The 23016-nt window shown below is 30.9% G+C and carries 17 protein-coding genes and 1 pseudogene; 12 read left to right on the forward strand and 6 right to left on the reverse strand.

Going from position 1 to position 23016, the window contains the following annotated elements; all coding sequences use genetic code 11:
- Nucleotides 1-288 precede the first annotated feature (288 nt).
- From ACQZ43_RS13210 to ACQZ43_RS13260, 11 genes are all read left to right on the forward strand, one after another.
- Nucleotides 289-768, forward strand: a complete 480-nt coding sequence (locus tag ACQZ43_RS13210) for a BfmA/BtgA family mobilization protein (RefSeq protein WP_430613148.1) — start codon at nucleotides 289-291, stop codon at nucleotides 766-768.
- Nucleotides 769-771: 3 nt separating this feature from the next.
- Nucleotides 772-1722: a DUF5712 family protein gene (locus ACQZ43_RS13215; RefSeq protein WP_430613150.1), complete on the forward strand. Its 951-nt coding sequence runs from the start codon at nucleotides 772-774 to the stop codon at nucleotides 1720-1722.
- Nucleotides 1723-2643: 921 nt separating this feature from the next.
- The gene (locus ACQZ43_RS13220) at nucleotides 2644-4017 is read left to right on the forward strand and encodes a hypothetical protein (RefSeq protein ID WP_430613151.1); all 1374 of its coding nucleotides are present in this window, start codon (nucleotides 2644-2646) and stop codon (nucleotides 4015-4017) included.
- 187 nt (nucleotides 4018-4204) lie between these two features.
- A complete protein-coding gene (locus tag ACQZ43_RS13225; protein ID WP_430613152.1) occupies nucleotides 4205-4945 on the forward strand; it encodes a hypothetical protein in 741 nt (246 codons plus the stop codon).
- An 18-nt stretch (nucleotides 4946-4963) separates the two neighbouring features.
- Nucleotides 4964-5776: a hypothetical protein gene (locus ACQZ43_RS13230; RefSeq protein ID WP_430613154.1), complete on the forward strand. Its 813-nt coding sequence runs from the start codon at nucleotides 4964-4966 to the stop codon at nucleotides 5774-5776.
- 172 nt (nucleotides 5777-5948) lie between these two features.
- Complete coding sequence (locus ACQZ43_RS13235; protein WP_430613155.1) at nucleotides 5949-6953, forward strand: hypothetical protein; 1005 nt, start codon at nucleotides 5949-5951, stop codon at nucleotides 6951-6953.
- 233 nt (nucleotides 6954-7186) lie between these two features.
- Complete coding sequence (locus ACQZ43_RS13240) at nucleotides 7187-7309, forward strand: hypothetical protein (protein ID WP_430613157.1); 123 nt, start codon at nucleotides 7187-7189, stop codon at nucleotides 7307-7309.
- A 9-nt stretch (nucleotides 7310-7318) separates the two neighbouring features.
- Nucleotides 7319-10246, forward strand: a complete 2928-nt coding sequence (locus ACQZ43_RS13245) for an NERD domain-containing protein (protein ID WP_430613158.1) — start codon at nucleotides 7319-7321, stop codon at nucleotides 10244-10246.
- Between the two features lie 3 nt (nucleotides 10247-10249).
- On the forward strand, nucleotides 10250-11443 hold the full coding sequence (locus ACQZ43_RS13250; RefSeq protein WP_430613160.1) for a hypothetical protein: 1194 nt from the start codon (nucleotides 10250-10252) through the stop codon (nucleotides 11441-11443).
- Nucleotides 11444-11744: 301 nt separating this feature from the next.
- Nucleotides 11745-14222 carry an AAA family ATPase gene (locus ACQZ43_RS13255; RefSeq protein WP_430613161.1) on the forward strand — a complete coding sequence of 826 codons (2478 nt, stop codon included), beginning with the start codon at nucleotides 11745-11747 and terminating at the stop codon, nucleotides 14220-14222.
- Between the two features lie 6 nt (nucleotides 14223-14228).
- Nucleotides 14229-15959 (forward strand): hypothetical protein, encoded by a 1731-nt coding sequence (locus ACQZ43_RS13260; protein ID WP_430613163.1) that lies wholly within the window; start codon nucleotides 14229-14231, stop codon nucleotides 15957-15959.
- Between the two features lie 189 nt (nucleotides 15960-16148).
- On the opposite strand, the pseudogene ACQZ43_RS13265 reads toward ACQZ43_RS13260, so the two are convergent.
- From ACQZ43_RS13265 to tnpA, 4 genes and pseudogenes are all read right to left on the reverse strand, one after another.
- A pseudogene (locus tag ACQZ43_RS13265) lies at nucleotides 16149-17041 on the reverse strand (IS256 family transposase); the annotation flags it as partial.
- Between the two features lie 39 nt (nucleotides 17042-17080).
- Entirely contained in the window at nucleotides 17081-18610 is a 1530-nt protein-coding gene (gene tnpC, locus ACQZ43_RS13270; RefSeq protein ID WP_430613164.1) for an IS66 family transposase, read from the reverse strand.
- A gap of 49 nt (nucleotides 18611-18659) precedes the next feature.
- Complete coding sequence (gene tnpB, locus ACQZ43_RS13275; RefSeq protein ID WP_430613165.1) at nucleotides 18660-18998, reverse strand: IS66 family insertion sequence element accessory protein TnpB; 339 nt, start codon at nucleotides 18996-18998, stop codon at nucleotides 18660-18662.
- Entirely contained in the window at nucleotides 18998-19285 is a 288-nt protein-coding gene (gene tnpA, locus ACQZ43_RS13280) for an IS66 family insertion sequence element accessory protein TnpA (RefSeq protein WP_430613166.1), read from the reverse strand. Before tnpA ends, tnpB begins: the two co-directional genes overlap by 1 nt.
- 155 nt (nucleotides 19286-19440) lie before the next feature.
- Between tnpA and ACQZ43_RS13285 the strand changes: the two genes are divergently transcribed.
- Nucleotides 19441-20292 carry a hypothetical protein gene (locus tag ACQZ43_RS13285; protein WP_430613167.1) on the forward strand — a complete coding sequence of 284 codons (852 nt, stop codon included), beginning with the start codon at nucleotides 19441-19443 and terminating at the stop codon, nucleotides 20290-20292.
- 270 nt (nucleotides 20293-20562) lie between these two features.
- On the opposite strand, the gene ACQZ43_RS13290 is transcribed toward ACQZ43_RS13285, so the two are convergent.
- The gene (locus ACQZ43_RS13290; RefSeq protein WP_430613168.1) at nucleotides 20563-21792 is read right to left on the reverse strand and encodes an IS256 family transposase; all 1230 of its coding nucleotides are present in this window, start codon (nucleotides 21790-21792) and stop codon (nucleotides 20563-20565) included.
- 887 nt (nucleotides 21793-22679) lie between these two features.
- Complete coding sequence (locus ACQZ43_RS13295) at nucleotides 22680-22925, reverse strand: ATP-binding protein (protein WP_430613169.1); 246 nt, start codon at nucleotides 22923-22925, stop codon at nucleotides 22680-22682.
- Nucleotides 22926-23016 lie beyond the last annotated feature (91 nt).

Raw genomic sequence — 23016 nt, forward strand, 5'->3', positions numbered from 1 at the left:
AGTTATAACTTCAGAAAGATATAATTTCTTCGAAGATCAAGGCGCCTTAAAGGCGCCTTTTTTTTTCATAATCTAGGTATAGGAACCCTTTGCCATCTTATGCCTAGACACTATGTCATTTTATTTTTTTTCACTTTGAAAATCAACAAATTAAGTAACCTGTTTTTTACTTCAAAGATTTACTGTAATTATTTTATAAGAATAAATATAAAAGGATATTATGATGCAATCCGATACTTGTAGCATTCGTTTTTTAAAGTAGTAAACGAAAAATTCGATAAACTTGCCTTGGGCTTTAAACGAAGTAAAAATGAACTATTTACTCAAATGGTTGATTACTTCTATCGATCTAAAAAAGACCCATCGGATGTTGGGGATGAAGTTTTAAAAAAAGATTTATCTTCGGGTTTAAACAGAATAATATCCATTATTAAACAACAAGAGAAAGATTTCTTACTTCCTATGTTTACCGATATGGGTCTTGTGAAAAATGTATCTGGAAATAATAAGAAATTCTTAGAATCAATAGCTAGACACCTACTTTCTGAAGGCGAAAAAGTTACGCGTCTAACACTGAATACGGATATTATACAAAACGATATAAAAATACTTATCGCCTCAATGAAGAAAAAAGAACAACTAAAATTACAGTTCAGTATCTTACTAGAGCACTACATAAAAGAACGCGAAGAAATAGGCTGGACATCGGCCAACATCAAAAAAGAAGAGCTAATCAATTACGTAAGACAATCCTTAAAAAACATATAAGCTTTGTTTATCAATATCACCGATTCAGAAACTGGAAATAACAAAGCTAGTTCCGTTAAACTCGTTGAATACTTAGAAAAGGAAAACAAGTTAAAAGCAAATAATCTGCAAAAGGAACTTTGGTTTACTGGTGGTAGACATGATGTTTCCCATCAAGAAGTACGAGTTAAAATTGATAATAACATCGCAAAGCTAAGCCACAGCGATGCTAAATTTTTCCTTGTAAGCATAAGCCCTAGTGAAAAAGAAATTCACTTTTTAAAAGAAAAATACGGTCACGATTTACTAGAAGAAAAGCTAAAAGAGTACGCCAATTCAGTTATGGATATATACGCTCAAAACTTTAAAAAAGAAAGTATAAAAGCAGGAAGCAATCTACTTTGGTATGGAAAACTCGAACACTTCAGATATTACTCCAATACAGATGAAAAAGTAAAAAATGGAGAAAGTAAGACAGGTGACATAAAACAAGGAGAACAAATGCATATCCAAATAATAGTTAGTCGGAAAGATATTACTAACAAAATAAAACTCAGCCCTAAGAATAATTCCCGAGGGAAAAACGCTAAACATTCAGCAAAATTTGGGCAATTTGATAATCTTTCTTTTAAAGAAAATAGCGAAAACCTTTTTGACCAAATGTTTGAATATCAGAGAGAATTAAAAGACACAATCCTGTTTTCTGTAACAATGAAAAATGATAAAGTTGATGATAAAAAATCGTTGGAATTATTGAATCAGATTGGAGAAAATTTAAAAGAGTCTGAGTCTGAAAAATATTTTGAAATTCTAGAAAATGCCTCTCTAGAGAATATTCCTCTATTCGAGGATATTGTGGAGATTTTTAGTTTTGAAAGTTTAGGGATTTTAAATGGACTTTTATCATCGAAACAAGACCGATACGAAGACAATAAAAATGAAACATTTAAGCGAAAAAGAAACAGGTTGCTTTGAATCCGATAACACTTTAATAAAAACATCTCTACAAATATCCATTAAACTTTAAGTCAAATCCTTCCCAAAGTATTTTTGAATTGTACACCCTTCGCGGCAGTATGGAATAGATTTACCCATATGTTTTGTTATCTAAATTTTTAAAAATATAAAAATGCTTTTACATTTTTAAAAATTTATATTTCTAGGCATAGAAATAAAAGCTACCGTTTGCAAAACGCTAAAGTTTCAAATTTGTATGACTGTAATTATACATTTAAAAACATCAACAAATATTTAAGAAACCAACTTACCTCCTACCTTTTTTAAGGATGATACATGGTTTTGAAAAAAGCAAGCAGGACTTGGGCGGAGCCCTAGTCACTTGCCTTTTTACTGACGTTACAAAGGGCTTGAGTATACCTTCAGTATACTTTTAGATAAAAGACATGATACTTACAAGGTTTTGCTCTATGAAAAGTATACTTTGGAGTATACTAATAAAAATTACCATTATGGTAGCAGCAAGTTATGTTTTGAGGCACTCGAAATTACATTCGAGCTTTCAAAACGACTTGCTCTTGCAGAGGGCTGGAAAACTGCTCCATAGTCGATAGTTTTTATTGAAATAGTATATAGATTCAAAATATTGACGAGTTTACGGATTTACGTAATAATATTAGAGAAATTTTTAATATGTTTGAAAAAAATTAATATTATTTAATTGTTTCGCTATCCATATTTTAAAAAAACAATTTTAGTTTGGATAGTTTCGCTATCCACAACAAATTAGTTTGTTAAACACTTAATTTACAGAAATTTAATTATTATGGTAGCGCATTATACGAAATACAGATATAGATTTAGTTTTACAAAACTACACTGTATTCTGTTTCGTGAAAAAACAATGTTGTGCGTAATGTAAGAAAAAAACCGAATGCAATGAATGAAAGTAAATCAAAATATTCCACAATAAGTAAAATCGGCCCAATGTTTAAAATTGAAGGTGGAATCATTTTTTTACATCCATTTAAATCTAGTCCGCTACAAGGATTTAATTCAGACGATGCATTTCAAAACTCTGAATTATTTTTGAATTCAATTACAGAAAATGCTAACAAATGGTTTGAAAAATTCCCTAATTGTTGTGACGAACACAAACAATTATCAGAAATGGGAGAATTTGACAAGAAAAAATTTGATTTCATTCCTAACCAAATTCTAAACAATGTTAAATATTTTGGATACGCATTAGAAACTTTTATTGATAAAGATGGAGGAATAAATGAAATTAAGGATTATTTAGATTATTTAATCCAAAGTTTTGGAAATCCAAATATTGGTGGCCATATTTTTGAAAGTAATATTATACACTTCATAGAAAACGGCTCATTAACAGACAAAGAATTTACTGATGACCAAAGATTAGAATTATTACAACATTTAGAAGGTGAAAAACCACCAATTGATTTGGATGAAAGAGATATTGCATCTCTTTACGAAGTTTTCCAAAAATGGATTGACGCTATTCCTAATATTGGGAAATTTAAGGAGTTGAAAAGTCAATTTAAAGGAAAAGTACCTATGAATATTTTTGCTATTGAATCAAAAACAAACAAATATACAGGCACAACTTTACTAAAAACTAGAAGTAAAAATGAATTATTAGAATTTCTAATGAATCTTACAAATGATATTTTAAAAATATCAAAAATTGAAGTTTCGAAAGAAAATTACAATAGAAATGAATTTATAATTATTGCAGAAGAAAGGTTAAGAATAAAACAAAATATTCTATTAAATAAAACTGCTAATGAATTAGAATCAAATTACCTTGAGTTGATTGAACGATGGCTAGCTATAGTCATTGAATTTTATCAAATTATAAATCAAGTGATTCAAGAATCCAATAGTGAAGTTTTATCTACTAATCTTAATAATGTAATAGCAAAAATAGATGAAATTAAAATTGAATTATCTTCATTTTGCAACTCTGAAAATGTTTTAAATTGGCTTAATAAGGAATATCCAAAAAAATCAGTAGATACTTTAATAAATGATTTTGAAAACCTCAATTCGAATGATGAAATTATGGTTTTAAATGGTATGTTGAAATTGATAAAATCGAAAGATAATCCAAATATAAATCTAAAAAAAGTAGAAGAGAAAATTAATGACCCTGAAATATCAATTAAGCATAAAATAAAAATATCAATACCTATATTTTTATTTACAAAATATGAAAGTGAATTCGAATTAAGCGCTAAACAAAAAATGCCCACTTCACTTAAAGAATTAAAAGAGATGTTTCTGTGACAATACACTACGCACAACACACGCTACAAGCAATTTGGACATTTGGCTTAATGGAAAAATTGGTTTGTATTTAAATGATTTGACAAATCCGAAAGACAACGCTGATTTAATCCCAAACTGCTTGTAGCGCGAGAACGTTACCGCCAAATATAAGTAAGACAACAACAATGAAGTTAAAATGGATTTAATGAAAGAAATAATTGGTGATTCTTGGAAAAAGAATATTGTACTTGCCAGTATCCCCTTATGGAAGTATTGTAATGAAATACCAATTGCTAACGCATCAGGTTGCCTGATTAAATATAAAGGTAAATTATTTATTATCTCTATTGCACACTCTTCCATAGCTGAAAGCACTTGGAATGTAGGTGCAAATGATTTAGAGGAAAAAAATGGAGAACTATGGACTACACATCAGCCAGTTAATATGCAAAGTTTGTCACAGTTTAAACTTGTACCTGAAACAAATAATTTTACAGAAACGACAATTGTAGATTTTACGTATAGAAAATTACCTGAAGATTTTAAATCCACCCATTTTATCGGTATAACTAATCAAAATGAAATAATTCAAAGTAATAGAACTGTATTCGAAACAGATTTAGATTTCGAACCATCAATATCCGATAAATATGGATTTTATGGTAAAATTAAATTTAAAGGAGTTATAGGTAGACATATGAATTTTGAACATCGATTAGAAAGCAATTTAAAATATCTAAGAACTGAAGGTGAATTCTTAGTATTCGAATTGCCACATAAATATGGTTCTCATAGTAAATATATAGGCTGTAGCGGAGCTCCTATAATAAATACAAATAATAATGTCGTAGCTCTTGTTTCATTTGGATTAAGGAGTACAAATTGTATCTATGGTATTGATATTAGGAAATATAAAGCAGTATTAGAAATAGAAACTTTAGACTAACGAAAAAAAAAATATAATATGTTTAAACTTTGCAATGATGATGGATTACTAAAAATCCTAAAGGAAACTTTTAATGCAAATCCTATTAAAATACCAGAAGAAAGAATTAAACCATTAATCGTCTATTCAGGAAAGAACAAAAGATTCAAATACATTGGAGAAATTGAAAATTTACTCTCTGATGATAGCCAAATAAATCCTGAATTGAAGGATTCTCAAATGGCTAATTTATCTGCAACCCAATCAAAATCTATTGATACAAAATTAGGATTACAAGTAATGAGTGGATTTCTTCAAGGTTTTGGTGCTAATGGCATTTCTTTAGACTCTGTTTTTGAGGGTGTAGAAAAAATTTCATTTTCATTTCAAAACGTTAGTAGAAATTATGTTGATGTTGGAAAATTATGTCTTGAATTGTCTAAACGAAAATTCAATTTAGAACATCCAGTAAATAAAAGATTTTTAGATGAAGACGAGATGTGTATAATTGTTGATAGTATAATTACTAGCAATAATTTTTCAATTAAGGTAGAAAAGGCTTCTAAAAGTGATTTTAAATTCAATATTCCCGAAATTGAAAATATATTCAGCTCGAGTGAGAATAAAATTTCAAGTTCTTCATCAAGTAGTTTAGACATTTCATTTGAAGGAGAAAAATCTCTTGCATTTGCATTTACTAGTTTTGTTCTAAATTGTGATGAAGACGGCTCAATTTATTATGAAGGAGAGGAAGACAAAATGCATTTAACAACAATTCCGAATGTCGAAGATACAATTCCGCCAAGCATTGATTTATTAGAAGCAGAATTCGGCTTATTAGAAATTGAATAGAACTACCTGGCGGTTACAGGCGTTTGGCTCAATGGCCGGTGAAGTGGTTAATTAAACATTCTACCTCGCATCAACTTTTGTAGTTAAATGAAAGTTTTGTGCTCCGAAATCCGCCACTGCGCCAGAACGTTAGCTGAAAGTATTAAAAATCTAACCTAAAAACAAATGTCGAGTGATAAATTTATATTGGCCTGTTTATAAAAATTTAGAAAAAGAAGTTATTGAACTTTCATTCAATATATACTTTGATGACAATCAGTTTGAGTACATTAAAGATAAAGAAAAAGGCTTATTAAAAAGTCCTCCATATTCTCTAAAAATTGGAGAATTATTAATAAGATGTTGTACTGAAATAGAAGCTTTAATAAAAGAATTAACATCAGGAAAAGATACACTTATTAAAAGACTCCCAAATGTTGACAGTAACAAAGCTATCACAAATGGTTGTAGATTGAAATATTTATTTAAAACGTATTGTATTGATGAAAAAATTGTTGTTGTTTCATCTAACAATATGTATTTTAAAAATGCTGAAAATAAATCATTTACTCCATTTAAATACCAAAAAAACAGCTTTGATGATTATTATTCTGCTTACAACGCAGTTAAACATAATAGAAATTTAGAAACATTACATAAAGGGAATATCAGATATTTACTTAAAGCATTAGCTTCTCTTTATATTTTAAATTTATACTATAGAAATGATATAATCAACTTAGATAGAAACCCTAACTATGTTCCAAGTTTTTCTGATATTTTTATGATAGAATCTTTAAAAGCTTCAATGACAGAAAAAAACGGTAAAGTAAAAATCACATATTCAAATTTTAATGCTTTAAAAAGGTCAGTTTTTCTAGTAAAAAAAGGTACTAGTTTTACGAAAAAAGAATATCAAATAATAGATAGTTTTAATTCTGAAGTTAATAAAAAAATAGCCGAAATAAAGTTACTTAACCCCAATATTGAACATATTAAAGCTATAGAATTAGCTATTCAATTGTCTCAGTCAGGTCAACAGCTAAAAGAGTCTAGTGAAAATATAGAATATGAAGCGATAATAGTCAATCCAAAAGATATTGATTTCTATATTAGCATTGGTTGTAAGGAAAAATTCAATGATGAAGAATTAAAAATTATTGAAACTGAAATAGAAAATTTAAAATTAGAGCATTAAAAAATAATACCTTCAGCTAACACAAGTTTGGCGCAATGGCGGGTAAAGGCAAACTATTAGGTTGGTTTTATTTTTTGTCGGACTCGCCTATTTCCTATTTATTTATTAAATTTAAAAATCAAAAAGGCGTTGCTTAGTTTTGGTTAATCGTAAAGTTCCGGCTTTATTTTTTCGCCACATGCGCCAAGCTTCGTCATGTTATGCCACATTATAAAAAGACGACAGTACAACAAATGAACGACAGAAATATGACGGAAAGAAAAGCCTACACTTCGGCAAAATCAAAAGAGGTGCAAGCCAACCCACAGTTTCACCACATTACTTTTGCCTCAACCACACCGCGACAACACTCATAATTCAATAAAATGTTAGAAGTTAGAAAAAACACATACTCAAAGAATTATGAAAACACATTTTTCAGAGAGTTTGCTAGATACTTACATAAATCTTTCGCAGACAATGGACGTTTTGGACTTCTAATTGGAAGCCCATTTTGTGAAGTTGACGAAAGATTTCAAATTGACGCTTTACTTATTACCGACCAAGTAGTTTGCATTATTGACTTCAAAAATTTTAGCGGTAAAATAAATCTCCCCAATGAAAGAAATTTTGAAATGGGTATTTGGACAAATGCAACTGGCGACCAAATCAAAGGCGGTAGTTCCATAAATCCGTTCATTCAATTAAAAAATCAGAAAAGACGATTTTCAGAAGTTTACAACAAGCACATTCAAAAAAACCTGAAAACAGGCGACATATTTAATCCACACCATACAGTAAGAATAATTTGTTTTCAAGAAGAAACCGAATTGTACGGACGAATTCCATCAAACGAAGCACTCAACTTTTTCATTCTCGACAAAATAACCTTTCATGAAGGCTTATTGGATATTATTGATGTTTCCCACAAGGATGTAAACGTTTCGCCAAATTCTTATGATGCCTTTAAAAAAGTATTTCGTGCTGACAAGTTTAACTTTGACGACAAACCACTTGAAGACAAATTAAAAGTGTTTGCAGATAAATCAGCAACACTTGATTTCAAAAAATTGTATGCTGACCAACATTCAGCGTTAAGTGAAATAAAAGCATTTTTGGAAAATCCCGAACAACAAATTTTCGTTTTACAAGGAACTGCAAATAGTGGCAAATCATTTCTTATTTCTTTCATTCAAGAACTTGCCTATAATATGGGAATACAGGAAACTGAAATTTTCGCTTCGTCAAGTAGAGTAGCAAACAACTTACTTACAATTGGTGGATTAGAACGAGTAAGCAGCATTTACTCATACATTTATGGCGGACAGAAAAATACTATGCAAGAAGATGAGCAAACTAAAGAAAAAGAGAACAGCGAAGAAATAGACGAAACGAATGATTCAGAAGAGATACAAGTTGAAGAGGTTCCGTTAAAAAACTGTGATAACGCGGACAATGCTTTATTCATCGTTGATGAATCACAACTTGTTTCAGATTCCTTTAATCAATCCATTGATTTAATTTTTGGAACAGGTTATTTACTTAAGGATTTTTTGAATTTCACAAATTCAGCAAACACTAAAAGAAAAATAATTTTCATTGGCGACCCGTTTCAACTTCAATTAGGAAAAACAGATGAATCGCCTTTAAATCCATTGTATTTAGAAGAAGTATATAAGTTCAAAACCAACACATATCAACTATTAGACAAACCTAACTTTTCTGTAATTAATAAAAACGCTTTGTTTTGCGTAGATAAAATCCGCACCAAATATTTCAATTCACTTCAATTCATCGCAGACGACAATTTTTGCTTTTTACAAAAAGAAGATGTTACAAAGGCGGTTTCTGAAATTATCTATAACAAAACTGATTGCCATATTCTTTGTTTCAGCAACGAAGAATCTCAAAAAGTAAATTATTGGATTAAACAGTCAATAATCAAAAACGGAGAAGATATTGCTCTAAATGATTTAGTTCTATTCAACAATAACATTTCTATTGAAGATATAAACGACCCATTTACTGAACCAAAAAAGGTTTACAACGGGCAATTTGCAACAATTACAGGAGTAAACAATACACCTATTGAAAAGTCAATAAAAACCAAAAAAAACCAAGAATCAACTGTTCTAACTTTTAGAGAAATTTCTTTAACCCTCAATGAAACTGGACAAAAAGCTATTGTTTTAAGTTTAGAAAATTATAGGGTAAATGCAAAAGCTGAATTATCTAAAAATGAAATAGTAGCGTTCAAGATTCTCTTGAACTCATACATTACCGAAGACATAAAGTCACACCCATTTGAAAAAACATCCGAATATTCAGAAATTTTAAAATCAGAAAAGTATGTTTTTCTGGAAACTGAAATAAAAGATTTAAAGCAAAAATTTGAAAATGGCGAAAAGGTCAAAACTAAATTAGATAAAAATATAAGAGAACAGAAAAGACTGTTTAAATCTGCAAGCAAAAAACATCGTTCAAATATTGAATCAAAATTAAGAAAAGACCCAGCAACAGAATATTATAAATTTAAAAATTTTGCTTTGTTGCGTTTTGGATGGGCAATGACAGTTCATAAATCAATGTCTTACAAATGGCAAGAAGTAATTTTCAACGTTGAAAAAGCAGGAACAACAAATGAAAATCATTTCAGATGGCTTTATTCTGGAATTAGTAGAGCAAGGAAAAAGGTTTCTTTAATCAATTACAAACCAATAAGCCCATTTGATAAAACTGAATTTGTTGATAGCAATAATGGAAATGCAACAAATGAGTTTTTTTATATTGCCGAAAGCCAAGAAATAGAAAACCGCTTAACAGAATTTAAAGATTTTGTTTTAAGCAAATTAATTGACACAGAAATAGAAAGAGTTGAAAACCTAAACTGGCAAGAACGTTACCGTTTAAAAAGCAATACAAAAACAACTATAATTTCATTCAGTTACAATGGTCAAGGAAAATTCAGATTTCCTACCTTGGCAGGTGGTGATAATGCTTTTGGGCGTGAAACTATTGAGCATCTAAAATCAAAAAGTATTTCCTTTGATTTTGGCATTGTTAAAGACCTTTGGCGAAAGAACCAGTATGAAATTCTTTCAAACGTTCTGAAAAAGGACAATTTATTTCTCACTCAAATCATTCAAACCAATTTCAAGGACAGAATCAAATTGTTTAGCAAAGAAAATGAAGAAATTGACTTAGAAGTTGATTATAATGGAGATGGTGCTTTTAGTAAAATCACAGCAAAGTATTATTCAAATCAAGCAATATGGAATACTTTCATAAATGCTATCAACCAAATCAAAGCGTAAATTATGACGTCATTATACGACTTTAGTCAAGCTATATCTAAACTCAACAAAGAGAAAAAATTTACTGAGACATTAAAGTATTTCAAAGATGGCAAAAATGAATTTACGCCTGAAAAAATCGGATTAAACAAATACATCGTTTATGAGATGCTTTCAGCTTTAATTGAAACAAATCATTATGATGTTATTTTCAATTTCATTGAGCAACATAAAGTGGTTTTAGAGCCAAAGAACTTTTCATATTTGCTAAAAAAATTCAAAGACAAACCATCTGTAAATTGGGCAGTCGTAAATAAGTTTTGTGATTTAGTTTCTGCAGATTCACTTGACACCGAATGCAGAACCATAGAAGTTGAACGAAAAGGAGAAAAGAAGCCAATGGAACTTGCATCAAGCAAAGAAGATTGGTTTGCATTTAAAACAAAAGCACTATTTGAAACGCAACATTATCAAGAATGCTTCGATTTGTCAAAAGTTGCTCTTGAATCATTTGAAAAATTCCACTATTCAAATGATGTTTGGTTTGCTAGAAGAATAGCATTATCAAAAAAACATCTTGGCAATTCTGCTGACGCACTAAATGAATTGCTTTTAATTCTTAGACGTAAAAAGGAATGGTTTATTCAAAACGAAGTTGCTCAAATCTATAAGGAAAACGAAGACAATGAAAAAGCTTTCAAGTTTGCAATAAGTGCAATCAACAATTTTGGCGACCTTGAATATAAAGTTGGTTTACTTGTACTAATCGCTGAACTTTTGGCTTTAAAAGATGAAAAGGAATTATCTTTTAAACATTACTCATTGTCAAAACTACTGCGACAGCAGCAAGAATGGAATGTTCCAAATTCTGTTTCTTTGGCATTAAGTCAATTTTCTTTTGAACAAATCGCAATTAGAAAATTACCAGATTTAAAAAGAGAACTAAAAAAATACTGGAGTAGTTTTAATCCACAACAGACAGTACCAAAACAAAATTTAACCCAAAGACAAACAGGGAAAATTGACAGAATTTTACACAATGACGAAAAGGGTGCGGACGGTTTTATTAAATTTGACGGTAATAAATCTGTTTACTTTCGAATAAACACAACAGAAGAAATTATTAAAAAAATAGCTATTGGTTTAGAAGTGGAATTTAAAATATTACCAATTTCAGATGACAAAAAAGAAAAAGCGGTTCAACTAAAGACAAAATAAAAGCCAACACACAACGACACGACAAGGAACAGACGAACAATTGTAAGCAAACCTACACCTTTACTCATCTTCATTCTTTACATTCCATTGTTTTGTAGTATGTTTGTAGATTGGGATATAGTAAATTACTGTAATATGGTAGTAAAGCAAAGTTTTAAAAAAATTGAATATTAGGTTAGAGAAAGTATTTAAATTGGCGCAAACCCAAATGTAAAAATTTATGATAACGAGTTTTTATTTGCAAAATAAATTTAATGAGGTCAAGGGTAACAAAAAGACATCGAAAGTAATAAATGAAAATATGAATATAATAGCAAGGAAAGAAAAAGGGTTTTATGGCACAAAAAATGGTTTAATAAAACCTCTTTTCGAAGTAACAAATAATGACTATAAATTAGTAAATCATGAAGATTATCCAAATAGTGGAAATATATTTATAACAGCTGGGTTTGATAATTTTGAAGATGATTATCTATATATATTTGCTTCAGATAAATTACAAGACAATACAAAAAATTATGAAACAGATTTAACATCCTTCAACGAAGGAAGTTCCACTAAGAATCCTTGTTTTAAAATTTTGACTTTTCATAATAGTACTACTAGAAAGTTACCACCCAATGAATTAATACCAATTTATCAAAATAAATTCGACAAAAATGTAAACAGATTGTTTACCACAGAAGGTATCAATAACAGGATATTTTTTTTAGAAGACGTTGTTACAAAAACTCTATATGGACCATTTGAAAGAAATGGAAATGAATTAAAAGCAGCCAAGTTTGGTGCGTACGAAGATGACTTTGAAAATGATGATGAATTTTTAGAGTTTCTTGATATTTATAGTGAATTTGATGGGAATATTATTTTTAGTATTAAAATAAATAATGCTGAAAACTTTATACTTATTGATAACGATAAAAATGTTTTTTTAGCAAATTTCAAGGATTTTATAAGCAATAATATTGGAGACCCTATAGATTTCACTCCAACAGATGAACTTCACAAGTGGGTGATTGAAAGACTTCAAAACAAAGCTCCAAAAATCGCATCGACTTTAACTGAAATAAAAAACATAGTATCAACATTAGATTCTCAAACAGATAAGTTAAAATGGAAAAAATACACACAATATCTTGAAAACATACAAAATGATGAGGAAGATATTGAACAACTTGTAAGGGTTTTAAATGATAAAAAGTTCAATAACTCAGTTGATAATACAATTAATGTTGAAGAGTTAGAAAAAGAAAACAGAATTCTTAAAGAAGACCGCGATTCAAAAGGGAAAGAACTTGCAGATTTAAAAGAAGAAGTTAAAACTAAATTGGAGGATTTAAATTCTCAATTAGAAGAGGAAAAATTAAAAAAACAAGAACATAGTTATTTAGATGCTACATTATATCCAAGGATATCTAAGATTTTAAATTCAAAAGAAAAATTAGAAGAAACCGAAAAACTTTTAAAAGAAAGTCAAATTTCCTCTGAATTAACAATTAAGATTACTAGGCTTGAAGCAAGAATAGAAGTATATGAAGATCAAATAAAAAAGAAAGAAGAAGATGTACGAAAACTAGAGGTGGCCGTACAAGAGATAAATAAAAATTTTGCTAAATCTGCTACGGAACACTCTGTGAAATTAGCCGAAGCCAAAATGTATACTGATTTACTAAATGGTATAAATATAAAACCGAATATATCAGTAGATTTAAATTCAAAAATTGTTACACCTCAAATTTCAATACCCCAATTTGAAGTAAATAATGCTAAATCATTGATATCAGAGGTAAAAGAACGGTTGTCAAAACAAGGAAGATCGCATATATCATTTAATGATGTAGCGAACATTGTGATAACAATAAATCAATCATTTTTAACAATTATTGCTGGTGCACCTGGTGTTGGTAAGACTTCGTTAGTCGAAAAATTAGCGAAAAGTTATGGATTGAATGATAATTTTGGATATTTAGAAATTCCTTGTGCAAAGGGGTGGACTTCTTCCAAAGATTTAATTGGTTTTTTTAATCCTCTTACAAACAAATTTCAACCTGCCAAAACAAAATTAAAAGGAGCGTTAGAGAAATCTAGTGCCCATTTAAATTCTCCTTATATAGTATTACTCGATGAAGCCAATTTGAGCCCCATGGAGCATTATTGGTCTGATTTTATTAAACTTGCAGACACTAATTATACGAGAAAAATTAAAATTTCTGATGACGAAGAAATTGAATTTGGTGACGGATTTAGATTTATAGCAACGATAAATCACGATCATACTACAGAAACACTATCTAATAGGCTTATAGACAGAGCTTCTATAATTCAGATAGAAAAACCAGAGAATCCCGAAGATGTAAAAGATACTTTAGAAAATGTGGAAACTATTTATGATTTCTATGATTCGAAAAATTTATTTATCAAAACAAAAAAATGGCAAGAAGATGAAGGTATTATCCTCGGAACTCTAAAACTCATAAAAGAAAAATTAGAATCAAGTAATAGTGGTATTAATATAAGTCCAAGAAAAGAAATAGCAATTACAAAATATTGTAAAGTTGCCACGGGCTTATTGGAAGGCAATAGTTATACTGCTCTAGATTATGCTGTTTCACAACATATATTACCTTTAGTAAATGGACGTGGTGAGGATTTTGAAGAGGTACTTATAGGACTAAAAGAAATTCTGAACAATAAAGCAATGTCGAAATCTGAAAAATTACTAAATAAAATAATTCAAAGAGGAAAAGGATTAAAGCATTTTAAATATATTTATTATTAATGAAATATGGGAAATTATGTATTTCATTGTTTTAAAAAAGCACATAATCAAAATATAATTGAACTTAACGACTTTGATTCCATTGACGAAGTTGATAATTTTTCAATTTGTATTGAAAGTGATGTAGAGTTAACTAATTTTACTATATTAATAACAGATATTCCAATTGGATTATCTGCTATTGGTTTTAGTAATACTAAATTTTGGTACCAGCTAGATATCGCAGATATAAAAAATTATTTTGCAATACAAGGGTTTGAAGATAGCTTTGAAAAATATTATCTAACCAACGAATATTTTGAAAAAATTGGTAAAGAAATATCATTTACAAAGTTGTTTATCAATTACCCTATAGGTCTCTGTAATATATCATTATATAATAATGAATTTGAGAAAAGTATTCTTACTATTTCATTTAATATTATATCTTCAAAAATTGAAGAAAAAGAATTTATATCATTAGTTTCTTATGTAGAAGAAAAAGGAACTTCTATTTGGGCGAAACATTCATTGCTAAAACATACAGCTGATAAATTTGATAATCAAAACAAGACAGAATGGTTACTAAATCTTTGTGAAACCTTTATAAATGAGTTGAATAAAAAATATTTAGCACTTTTTGGTATTGATAAAATCAAAGTAATAAAAACGAAAAATGAAGTTTTATCATACTCCTCTGAAGTAAATATTTCTGAGGACTCGTTGTTTTGGTTAGCAAATAATCTAGATGTTTTGCACCCTACGGTTTCTTATGATACAAATAAAATTTTAATAAAAAACAGACTTTTCTCTCCTGTGGAAATTCTTGCTTCTGAATTTGAAGAAAGTACAGATATAAATGAGAATCATTTGATTCACGGGTTCATAAGTGAATTGACACGTTTTTTAGTAAAAAATAAGTTTGAATTTAAAGAAAAAATAAAAAAATGTAATCAAGTTAAGTTTGAAGATATAATTGAATATTACTCTTTTAAAATAAGTTTAAATAGAATAAATATTATTTTAGAACATTTAGACGAAATTAAATACCTCTTAGATAAGTATATTCCAGTAACTATTGAGACCTTAGAATTTTTCAATACCAATAAAATAGAGTCAAAAGAACATTACAATTATGTTTATGAGAATCTTATTGAGTGGCTTTTATATAAAGATGTTCTTTTTTCGAATGAAAAAAAATATTTCAAAGGAATAAACAGAATGGATAAACTATTTGAAAGGGCATGTTTCTTTAAATTAATGGATTCTTTCAAAAAACTAGAATTTGAATTTAAAATAATTGAAAAAAACAAAGACGAATTTCCTTCTAAAGTTATGCTAACCAAAAACGGGGTTATACACTATCTATATTTTGAAATTATTCCAGATTCGTTATTAACGGTCAAAAATAATTCACATGTTTTAAAACCTGATTTTATTATTGAATTGGAAAATAAACGTTATATAATTATTGATGCTAAATATAAAAAACAAAACAATATTTTTAAATATGATTTATCAGATTTATCAATGAAATATTTACATGGTATAAGCTATAAGAAAGGTGGATATTTCAGTCCTTTAGGATTATTTGTGTTATATCCTAGTATTCAAAAAAGAATTGATTTTTATCATAAAAAAGAATATAATTTATTTAGTGAAAAACCAGTTTTTCCATCAATTGGTAGTATCCCGTTAAATTTTGAAGAAGATAGTGAGTCATTGAATATGAGTATAAAAAAATTACTTGAAGTATAAAAATATTATGTCGATCTTAAAATAGCTGATACATTAAGAAGTTTCGGGATTTCGTAACCATTTTAGTTAAATCTAACTACACATCAAGAGCCAAGAAGAATTTTCTTCGGGGAGTGTAACACAAACTGTGTCATCTCCTTTTTCTTAGCTCTGGGACTTAAGTCCCAGAGCTAAGAAAAAGGAGGATCTTTACGGCAGTAGCCTATCCCCAAATTTAATATAAAGCTGCGACATAGTCAAACCCCAATTGTGAATTGGCATCGTCCATTTCTTAGAAACATTTTTAAGACTAAATATATTAGCTTAAGCAATGATTGATCCGAGGTAAAAGCTCCTTTGGTTTTAGTTACTTTTCTAACCTGTCTATGCATGGCCTCTATCGCATTAGTAGTGTATATAGCCTTTCTTATGTGCGGATCAAAATCAAAATAAGTAGATAAATGGCCCCAATTATCCATCCATCCTTTAGCTGCTAATGGATATTTACTACCCCAGGTTTCTTCAAACTCTAAAAGCCTTTCATAGCCTTGTTCTTCGCTAACAGCGGTGTAAATCGGCTTTAAATCTGTAGCTAAAGCTTTCTTGTCTTTATGAGGCACAAAGCGAAGACTTGTTCTTATTTGATGCACAATACAAAGTTGTATTTGTGTCTTTGGAAAAACAGCTTGTATAGCTTCCGGAAAGCCCTTTAAACCATCTACACAGGCAACAAGTATATCTTGTACCCCGCGTGATTTAAGATGAGTTAAAACTGATAACCAAAATTTTGCTCCTTCGTTTTCTGATAAATATACACCAATGAGTTCCTTTTTGCCCTCTTGATTTATGCCTAGAATATTGTAGACAGCACGTGAAGTTATACTTCCTTGATCTTTAACTTTATAATGCATAGCATCTAGGAATACGAAAGGATATATAGATTCTAAAGGCCGATCACGCCACTGGTTCATAGCCGGAATAATCTTATCGGTAATGCGGGAAATTTCACTAGCGGATATCTCCATACCATACATTTCCATGATAAAGCTAGCAATATCACGTGTGCTACTGCCTCGGGCATATAAAGATATTACGTTTTCTTCGTACCCGCCCGAGCAATTACATCTTGTGAGGAATAAACATTATTCTACAGCGTCTATGATTAACGTTTTATAGTTATGAGGATATAGGTCTGTAATGTTCTTGTGGTTGATGGATTGAATATTTTCAAGAACATATTTTAACCATTGGTATGGATTAACGTCGTGCTTTTTACAGTTAGCAAAAAACGTATAGGCCATAGCAGCTCTTTGTGCAGCATCATGAGAACCAGCAAAGAGATAGTTTTTACGCCCAAGTGCTACAGGTCTGATTGCGTTTTCTACAAGGTTGTTATCTATCTGTAAGTTCCCATTGTATAAATACGCACTTAGGTTATCCCATCTAGTTTGTGAGTAAGCAAAAGCTTTACCTATTTGACTTTTAGGTAAAGTTAATTTCATCTGAGTAAACATATATTTACCAAGTTCATTGATGATTGGTAAACTCTCTTTCAGACGAAGCTCTTTGATTTGATCAGGAGTTAAGTTTTGTTCTTTAACCTGTCGTTCCACAGCATATAGCTTCTGTATTTCTACAAGTACATGTTGAGCTCTTGTTTTATCATTGTCTAAAGCTCTTTCAAATTCACGACGAGCGTGTGCCCAACAGCCAAGATGTGTGACACCTGACTTATTCCCATAGGCTTTATATCCCGCGTAACCATCGGTCTGCAGGTATCCTTTAAAATTTTGTAATACAGGTAGTGCAGCGCTACTGGCACGAGTAGGGCTGTAATTAAATATCACGAGCTTGGATATAGGTGCGTGATACACCCAATAATAGCCAAGATGAGACTTATCTTTCTTTTTCTCATCTAGGACTTTGATGGTGGTTTCATCTACTTGAAGATAACCTTTATTCTGTACATCTAAAAAGAAGCTTTCATACAGCGGTTTTAAAGCATCCATACATTGGACTATCCAACCATCTATTGTAGAGGAAGCTATATCGATATTTTCTCTAGAAAAACGTTGCTTTTGACGATATAGCGGAAGGTGGTCTACATATTTATCAACAAGTATGGTTGCTAGTAGTCCCTCAGAGGGTATTCCTTTATCGATGATTCGCTCTGGAAGACTTCCTATACTTATCTGTGGATTGTCTTTATCCTGAGTAGCGTATTTATATCTAATGAACCTCTTTATTTTAAAAGAACTTGGGATGTAGTCTAAGATATCAGTTATCTCTTTACCAATACAAATCATCCCTGATAGGTCTCCCTCAGGATAGATATGTACTTCTTCTACGGGCAGGTGATCTGGTAGTTTAGCTCGTCCTGGGTGTTTTTTCTTTGTACGAGAATAAGTAATCTCTTGTTTGATTACTTCTTCTTGTTCTTGTATTACCTCTGGATCAACATCTAAAGGTAATTTAGTCTGATCAGGATCCTCGAAACGCTCTCGAGATTGACCAAACTTCATGCGTTGAAGTAGTTTTACTTGACGTTCTAGTTCAGCTGATTTTTCTTTCTCTGTATTAAGTTCAGATTCTTGCTTGGAAATAGTCTTTTGAGCTTTAGTTAAAAGCGCCAAAAGTTCTTGTTTCGATAAGTTTTCTAAGTCTATTTCCATGAAGTAAATATACGTCAAAAGCCTTATTTACACAAGGATTAAGGCTGTTTTATCCCGTGGAAAATCGCCTTTTTTGACTACTTTTTATCACCTGTATTCCCTCTATCATTAGTACTAAATCACTCCAGCTGATTTGTGACTTGTTATGAGAAGGAAAGGCAAAAGTTCCTTGTTCTAATCGCTTGTGATATAACACAAATCCACCTGTTTCCCAATGCAAAAGCTTCATCTGGTTACAGCGACGATTGATAAAGACATAGACACTTCCATTGTGAGCTACTTGATTCAATTCGTTTTGAACAAGACCACAAAGACTATCGAAACTCTTGCGCATATCGCATGCTGATTTATATAAATAGAATTGGTGGCTACTACTCAGACTAAACATTACACAAGGTTTATTAATGAATAAAGATCACTTAAGTCTTTCGTTTCTACACGAAGCTTCACTCCATTAGGATACACGATTTCGTATTCTGTACCTTCTGTTTTCAATGTTTTACCTATTGCTATAAAGTTGCTTGCTCCATCTTCAACTGTCTTATTCTTATATTTTACTACCCAATAGCTAAATGTCGCCAAGTTAATTCCTGCACTTTCACAATACTTTGATTGTGTTAATCCACTTGCTTTCCAATCCTCTACATGAGAGTACATAATTTCTTGTTTGCTCATCTCTTTATTATTTCAAGCAAACTTAATACCTTACACTATGTTATGAAACATGTGGTTGCTCGGGCGGATACGTAAAAATCCTCCTTTTTCTTAGCTCTGGGACTTAAGTCCCAGAGCTAAGAAAAAGGAGATGACACAGTTTGTGTTACACTCCCTTGAAGTTATCAGAAATGATATGTGGAAATGAAGCTTTTAATCACTTTCCATATCGTTCATCCTCTAAACTAACAAAATTTTTCATAGATAACGACCTTGACTTTGTTCACGATGGCTCAACAAGACATTCTTGGGTTCAAGATGTTTTAAATAAACTAAATGAACAATCAAGTGAACACGAAAATTTACCAAACAAAGATTTAATAAAAATAATTATATCTTTAGTGAACCCCGATTATTTTATGTTTGATGAAAAATTAGACCATAAAAAGGCTGTGGAGGATGTAAACAAGGCAATTAAAACCTCAAAACTCATTCTTAAAGAAAAGGCAGATGGGCAATTTTTACTAACAACTCTAACGGGGCAATTTATCTCAACTGGTATTAGTGAAGTTGAAGCAATACAACAAATAACATTCACACCTTCTGTATTTATAATACCTAAAATGCCAACAAATTCAAAATTAATCTCTGTAATGATGCCTTTTAGTCCAGCTTATCGAGGAACATATGAAGCAATTAAGCGAGTGGCTGACCATTTGGGATTAGAATGTTTAAGGGCCGATGACATATGGGACAATTCAACTATTATACAAGATATTTTTGACATAATATTTTGCTCAAGAATAGTTATCGTTGATTTTAGCGAAAGAAATCCGAACGTTATGTACGAAACAGGAATTGCCCATACGCTTGGTAAAATCGTAATACCAATAACGCAATCAATTAATGATATTCCTTCAGACCTAGGACATCATAGGGCGCTAAAATATTTGGCAAATGACGAAGGTTATAGAAACTTATCAAATGAACTTTACAAAAGAGTTAAGACTATAATAGAAGAAAAATAAAAACTACCCATACTCACCGTTTAGTTAGAAAGAGGGTTAAATCAGAATTAAAAAAAAGTAAATATATAAGATAACACAGAATATATTCCCAAAAAAAATAAAATGATCCGTACGTTATGTTTCTGGCCTATCATAAATCCATATTTAAGTCTTACGGGTGTTTGAAAAAACATCTATCTTAAGGATTGTGGGGAGTGTAACACAAACTGTGTCATCTCCTTTTTCTTAGCTCTGGGACTTAAGTCCCAGAGCTAAGAAAAAGGAGGATCTTTACGGCTGTAGCCTATCCCCAAATTTAATATAAAGCTGCGACATAGTCAAACCCCAATTGTGAATTGGCATCGTCCATTTCTTAGAAACATTTTTAATGACTAAATATATTAGCTTAAGCAATGATTGATCCGAGGTAAAAGCTCCTTTGGTTTTAGTTACTTTTCTAATCTGTCTATGCATGGCCTCTATCGCATTAGTAGTGTATATAGCCTTTCTTATGTGCGGATCAAAATCAAAATAAGTAGATAAATGGCCCCAATTATCCATCCATCCTTTAGCTGCTAATGGATATTTACTACCCCAGGTTTCTTCAAACTCTAAAAGCCTTTCATAGCCTTGTTCTTCGCTAACAGCGGTGTAAATCGGCTTTAAATCTGCAGCTAAAGCTTTCTTGTCTTTATGAGGCACAAAGCGAAGACTTGTTCTTATTTGATGCACAATACAAAGTTGTATTTGTGTCTTTGGAAAAACAGCTTGTATAGCTTCCGGAAAGCCCTTTAAACCATCTACACAGGCAACAAGTATATCTTGTACCCCGCGTGATTTAAGATGAGTTAAAACTGATAACCAAAATTTTGCTCCTTCGTTTTCTGATAAATATACACCAATGAGTTCCTTTTTGCCCTCTTGATTTATGCCTAGAATATTGTAGACAGCACGTGAAGTTATACTTCCTTGATCTTTAACTTTATAATGCATAGCATCTAGGAATACGAAAGGATATATAGATTCTAAAGGCCGATCACGCCACTGGTTCATAGCCGGAATAATCTTATCGGTAATGCGGGAAATTTCACTAGCGGATATCTCCATACCATACATTTCCATGATAAAGCTAGCAATATCACGTGTGCTACTGCCTCGGGCATATAAAGATATTACGTTTTCTTCTAATTGATCCGTAACGATAAGTTGCCTTTTTGGAAGTATCTTAGGTTCAAAAGTTGCATTGCGATCTCTGGTAGATTCAAGTTCAAAACTACCAGATTGCATACTTCGAACTGTTTTAGTTGTCCTGCCATTGCGCCGATTAGTTACCCCTTTTGCCTTTTCTTCCGCTAAATGATGTTCCAGTTCACCTTCCATCATTGTTTCTAGAAAGTGTTTCAAAAGAGGTGCAAAAATGCCATCAGGCCCACCCATTTTCTTGCCTTGGTACAATCCAGCCATAGCCTCTTCTTTGAAACTATCAAAATCAAATCCCGTGTTTTTATTATCTGTATTCATAATACTAATTTACGTTTTTATTGTGTAATTAATTTATGTGACACAGTTCACGGCACACCCTCGGATTGTGTTTTTTTCAAGCAATTTATATTTTGAAACTCTTCATGAATGAGATGTCTTTCTTTTTTTCTTTTGAAAAATTAGACTGTCAGGGCTAGTGTAGGCTTCCGCTTTATAGGACACCTCTAAATTCAAATAAAATGATTTAAAATTGAGTATTCTTTACAAATCTCCTTTAAAATAAAATTACTTATCTTCGATTTACAATTAAAATGTTCATCAGTAAAAAATCATAGATTTAAGACTCGGTCAATTAGGTGCGCACAAAAATTAAAAACGTTGAAAGCCCCTATTTATAAATCATACAGAATATAGGGGTATTCCCTCTTTCTCCGCCAAAAAAAAGAAACCCGACCTAAGTCGGGTTTTTTCATTTTACATCTTTTTGGCGTCGAGCTCGCTCGTAAGCACAAAAAGCGGAAAACGAAAAGCAACGTTACGCAGTAACGGTGTCTTTTTTATGAACCGCCTCCCCTTGAAGGGAACACCCGAGCGTAGCGGAGGTAATCCTCTCTTTCCAAAAGCTTGCTTAAAACAAAAAAACAAGGACGAAGGACGGGGTTTTTGTTTGAGTCTACTCCCCCTTCGGGGATTAAGAATTAATCCCTCTTTCTCCGCAAGTAGCGATACAAAAAAGAGCAAAACCCTGTGAATCGTACGATTTACGGGTTTTTTTCATTTTGTGATACTATGAAAAAAGCACCAAAAACTTTACATCACAACCACATCGCAGAAAAACCCTAATGCCTTTGTATTTTCTATATACCGTAACACCATCCACAAATTGGATCCATCACGTAAATTATTTTCACTTTAATAAAACTTGTTTAATTTCTATTATGGGTATAGTTAATATCAGCTATACTGGCATTCTGTCTAAAATTAGCCTGTTTAATTAATCTTTCTACTTTTCTGTTTTGCCTGTTTTCGTATTCATGGTCTGTTAATAAAGCAATGTATTCATCTATAGTAAAAGATGTGATTGTATTGTCTTTAAGGTGTCTGCTGTGTAGTAAAGCCATATCGCTTAATCGCATTGCTTTTAGTTTTTCGATGGTCTGATTGTTATCCATATAATTAATTATTAAAGTTTATTGATAAGAAGACGCTCCTCTAATATTGACGTGTGAAGGGATATGAGGAGTATCTGCGTTGAGTTGTTGG

Origin of the sequence: Flavobacterium sp. JP2137 (assembly GCF_050562195.1) — a bacterium.
GTDB lineage: Bacteria > Bacteroidota > Bacteroidia > Flavobacteriales > Flavobacteriaceae > Flavobacterium.

Coding starts and splice junctions, on each gene's coding strand:
- ACQZ43_RS13295 (WP_430613169.1), bottom strand. CDS start 22,925: ATGGATAACAATCAGACCATCGAAAAACTAAAAGCAATGCGATTAAGC.
- ACQZ43_RS13225 (WP_430613152.1), top strand. CDS start 4,205: ATGAAAGAAATAATTGGTGATTCTTGGAAAAAGAATATTGTACTTGCC.
- ACQZ43_RS13240 (WP_430613157.1), top strand. CDS start 7,187: ATGAACGACAGAAATATGACGGAAAGAAAAGCCTACACTTCGGCAAAA.
- ACQZ43_RS13245 (WP_430613158.1), top strand. CDS start 7,319: ATGTTAGAAGTTAGAAAAAACACATACTCAAAGAATTATGAAAACACA.
- ACQZ43_RS13250 (WP_430613160.1), top strand. CDS start 10,250: ATGACGTCATTATACGACTTTAGTCAAGCTATATCTAAACTCAACAAA.
- tnpA (WP_430613166.1), bottom strand. CDS start 19,285: ATGAGCAAACAAGAAATTATGTACTCTCATGTAGAGGATTGGAAAGCA.
- ACQZ43_RS13230 (WP_430613154.1), top strand. CDS start 4,964: ATGTTTAAACTTTGCAATGATGATGGATTACTAAAAATCCTAAAGGAA.
- ACQZ43_RS13220 (WP_430613151.1), top strand. CDS start 2,644: ATGAATGAAAGTAAATCAAAATATTCCACAATAAGTAAAATCGGCCCA.
- ACQZ43_RS13255 (WP_430613161.1), top strand. CDS start 11,745: ATGAATATAATAGCAAGGAAAGAAAAAGGGTTTTATGGCACAAAAAAT.
- tnpB (WP_430613165.1), bottom strand. CDS start 18,998: ATGTTTAGTCTGAGTAGTAGCCACCAATTCTATTTATATAAATCAGCA.
- tnpC (WP_430613164.1), bottom strand. CDS start 18,610: ATGGAAATAGACTTAGAAAACTTATCGAAACAAGAACTTTTGGCGCTT.
- ACQZ43_RS13290 (WP_430613168.1), bottom strand. CDS start 21,792: ATGAATACAGATAATAAAAACACGGGATTTGATTTTGATAGTTTCAAA.
- ACQZ43_RS13260 (WP_430613163.1), top strand. CDS start 14,229: ATGGGAAATTATGTATTTCATTGTTTTAAAAAAGCACATAATCAAAAT.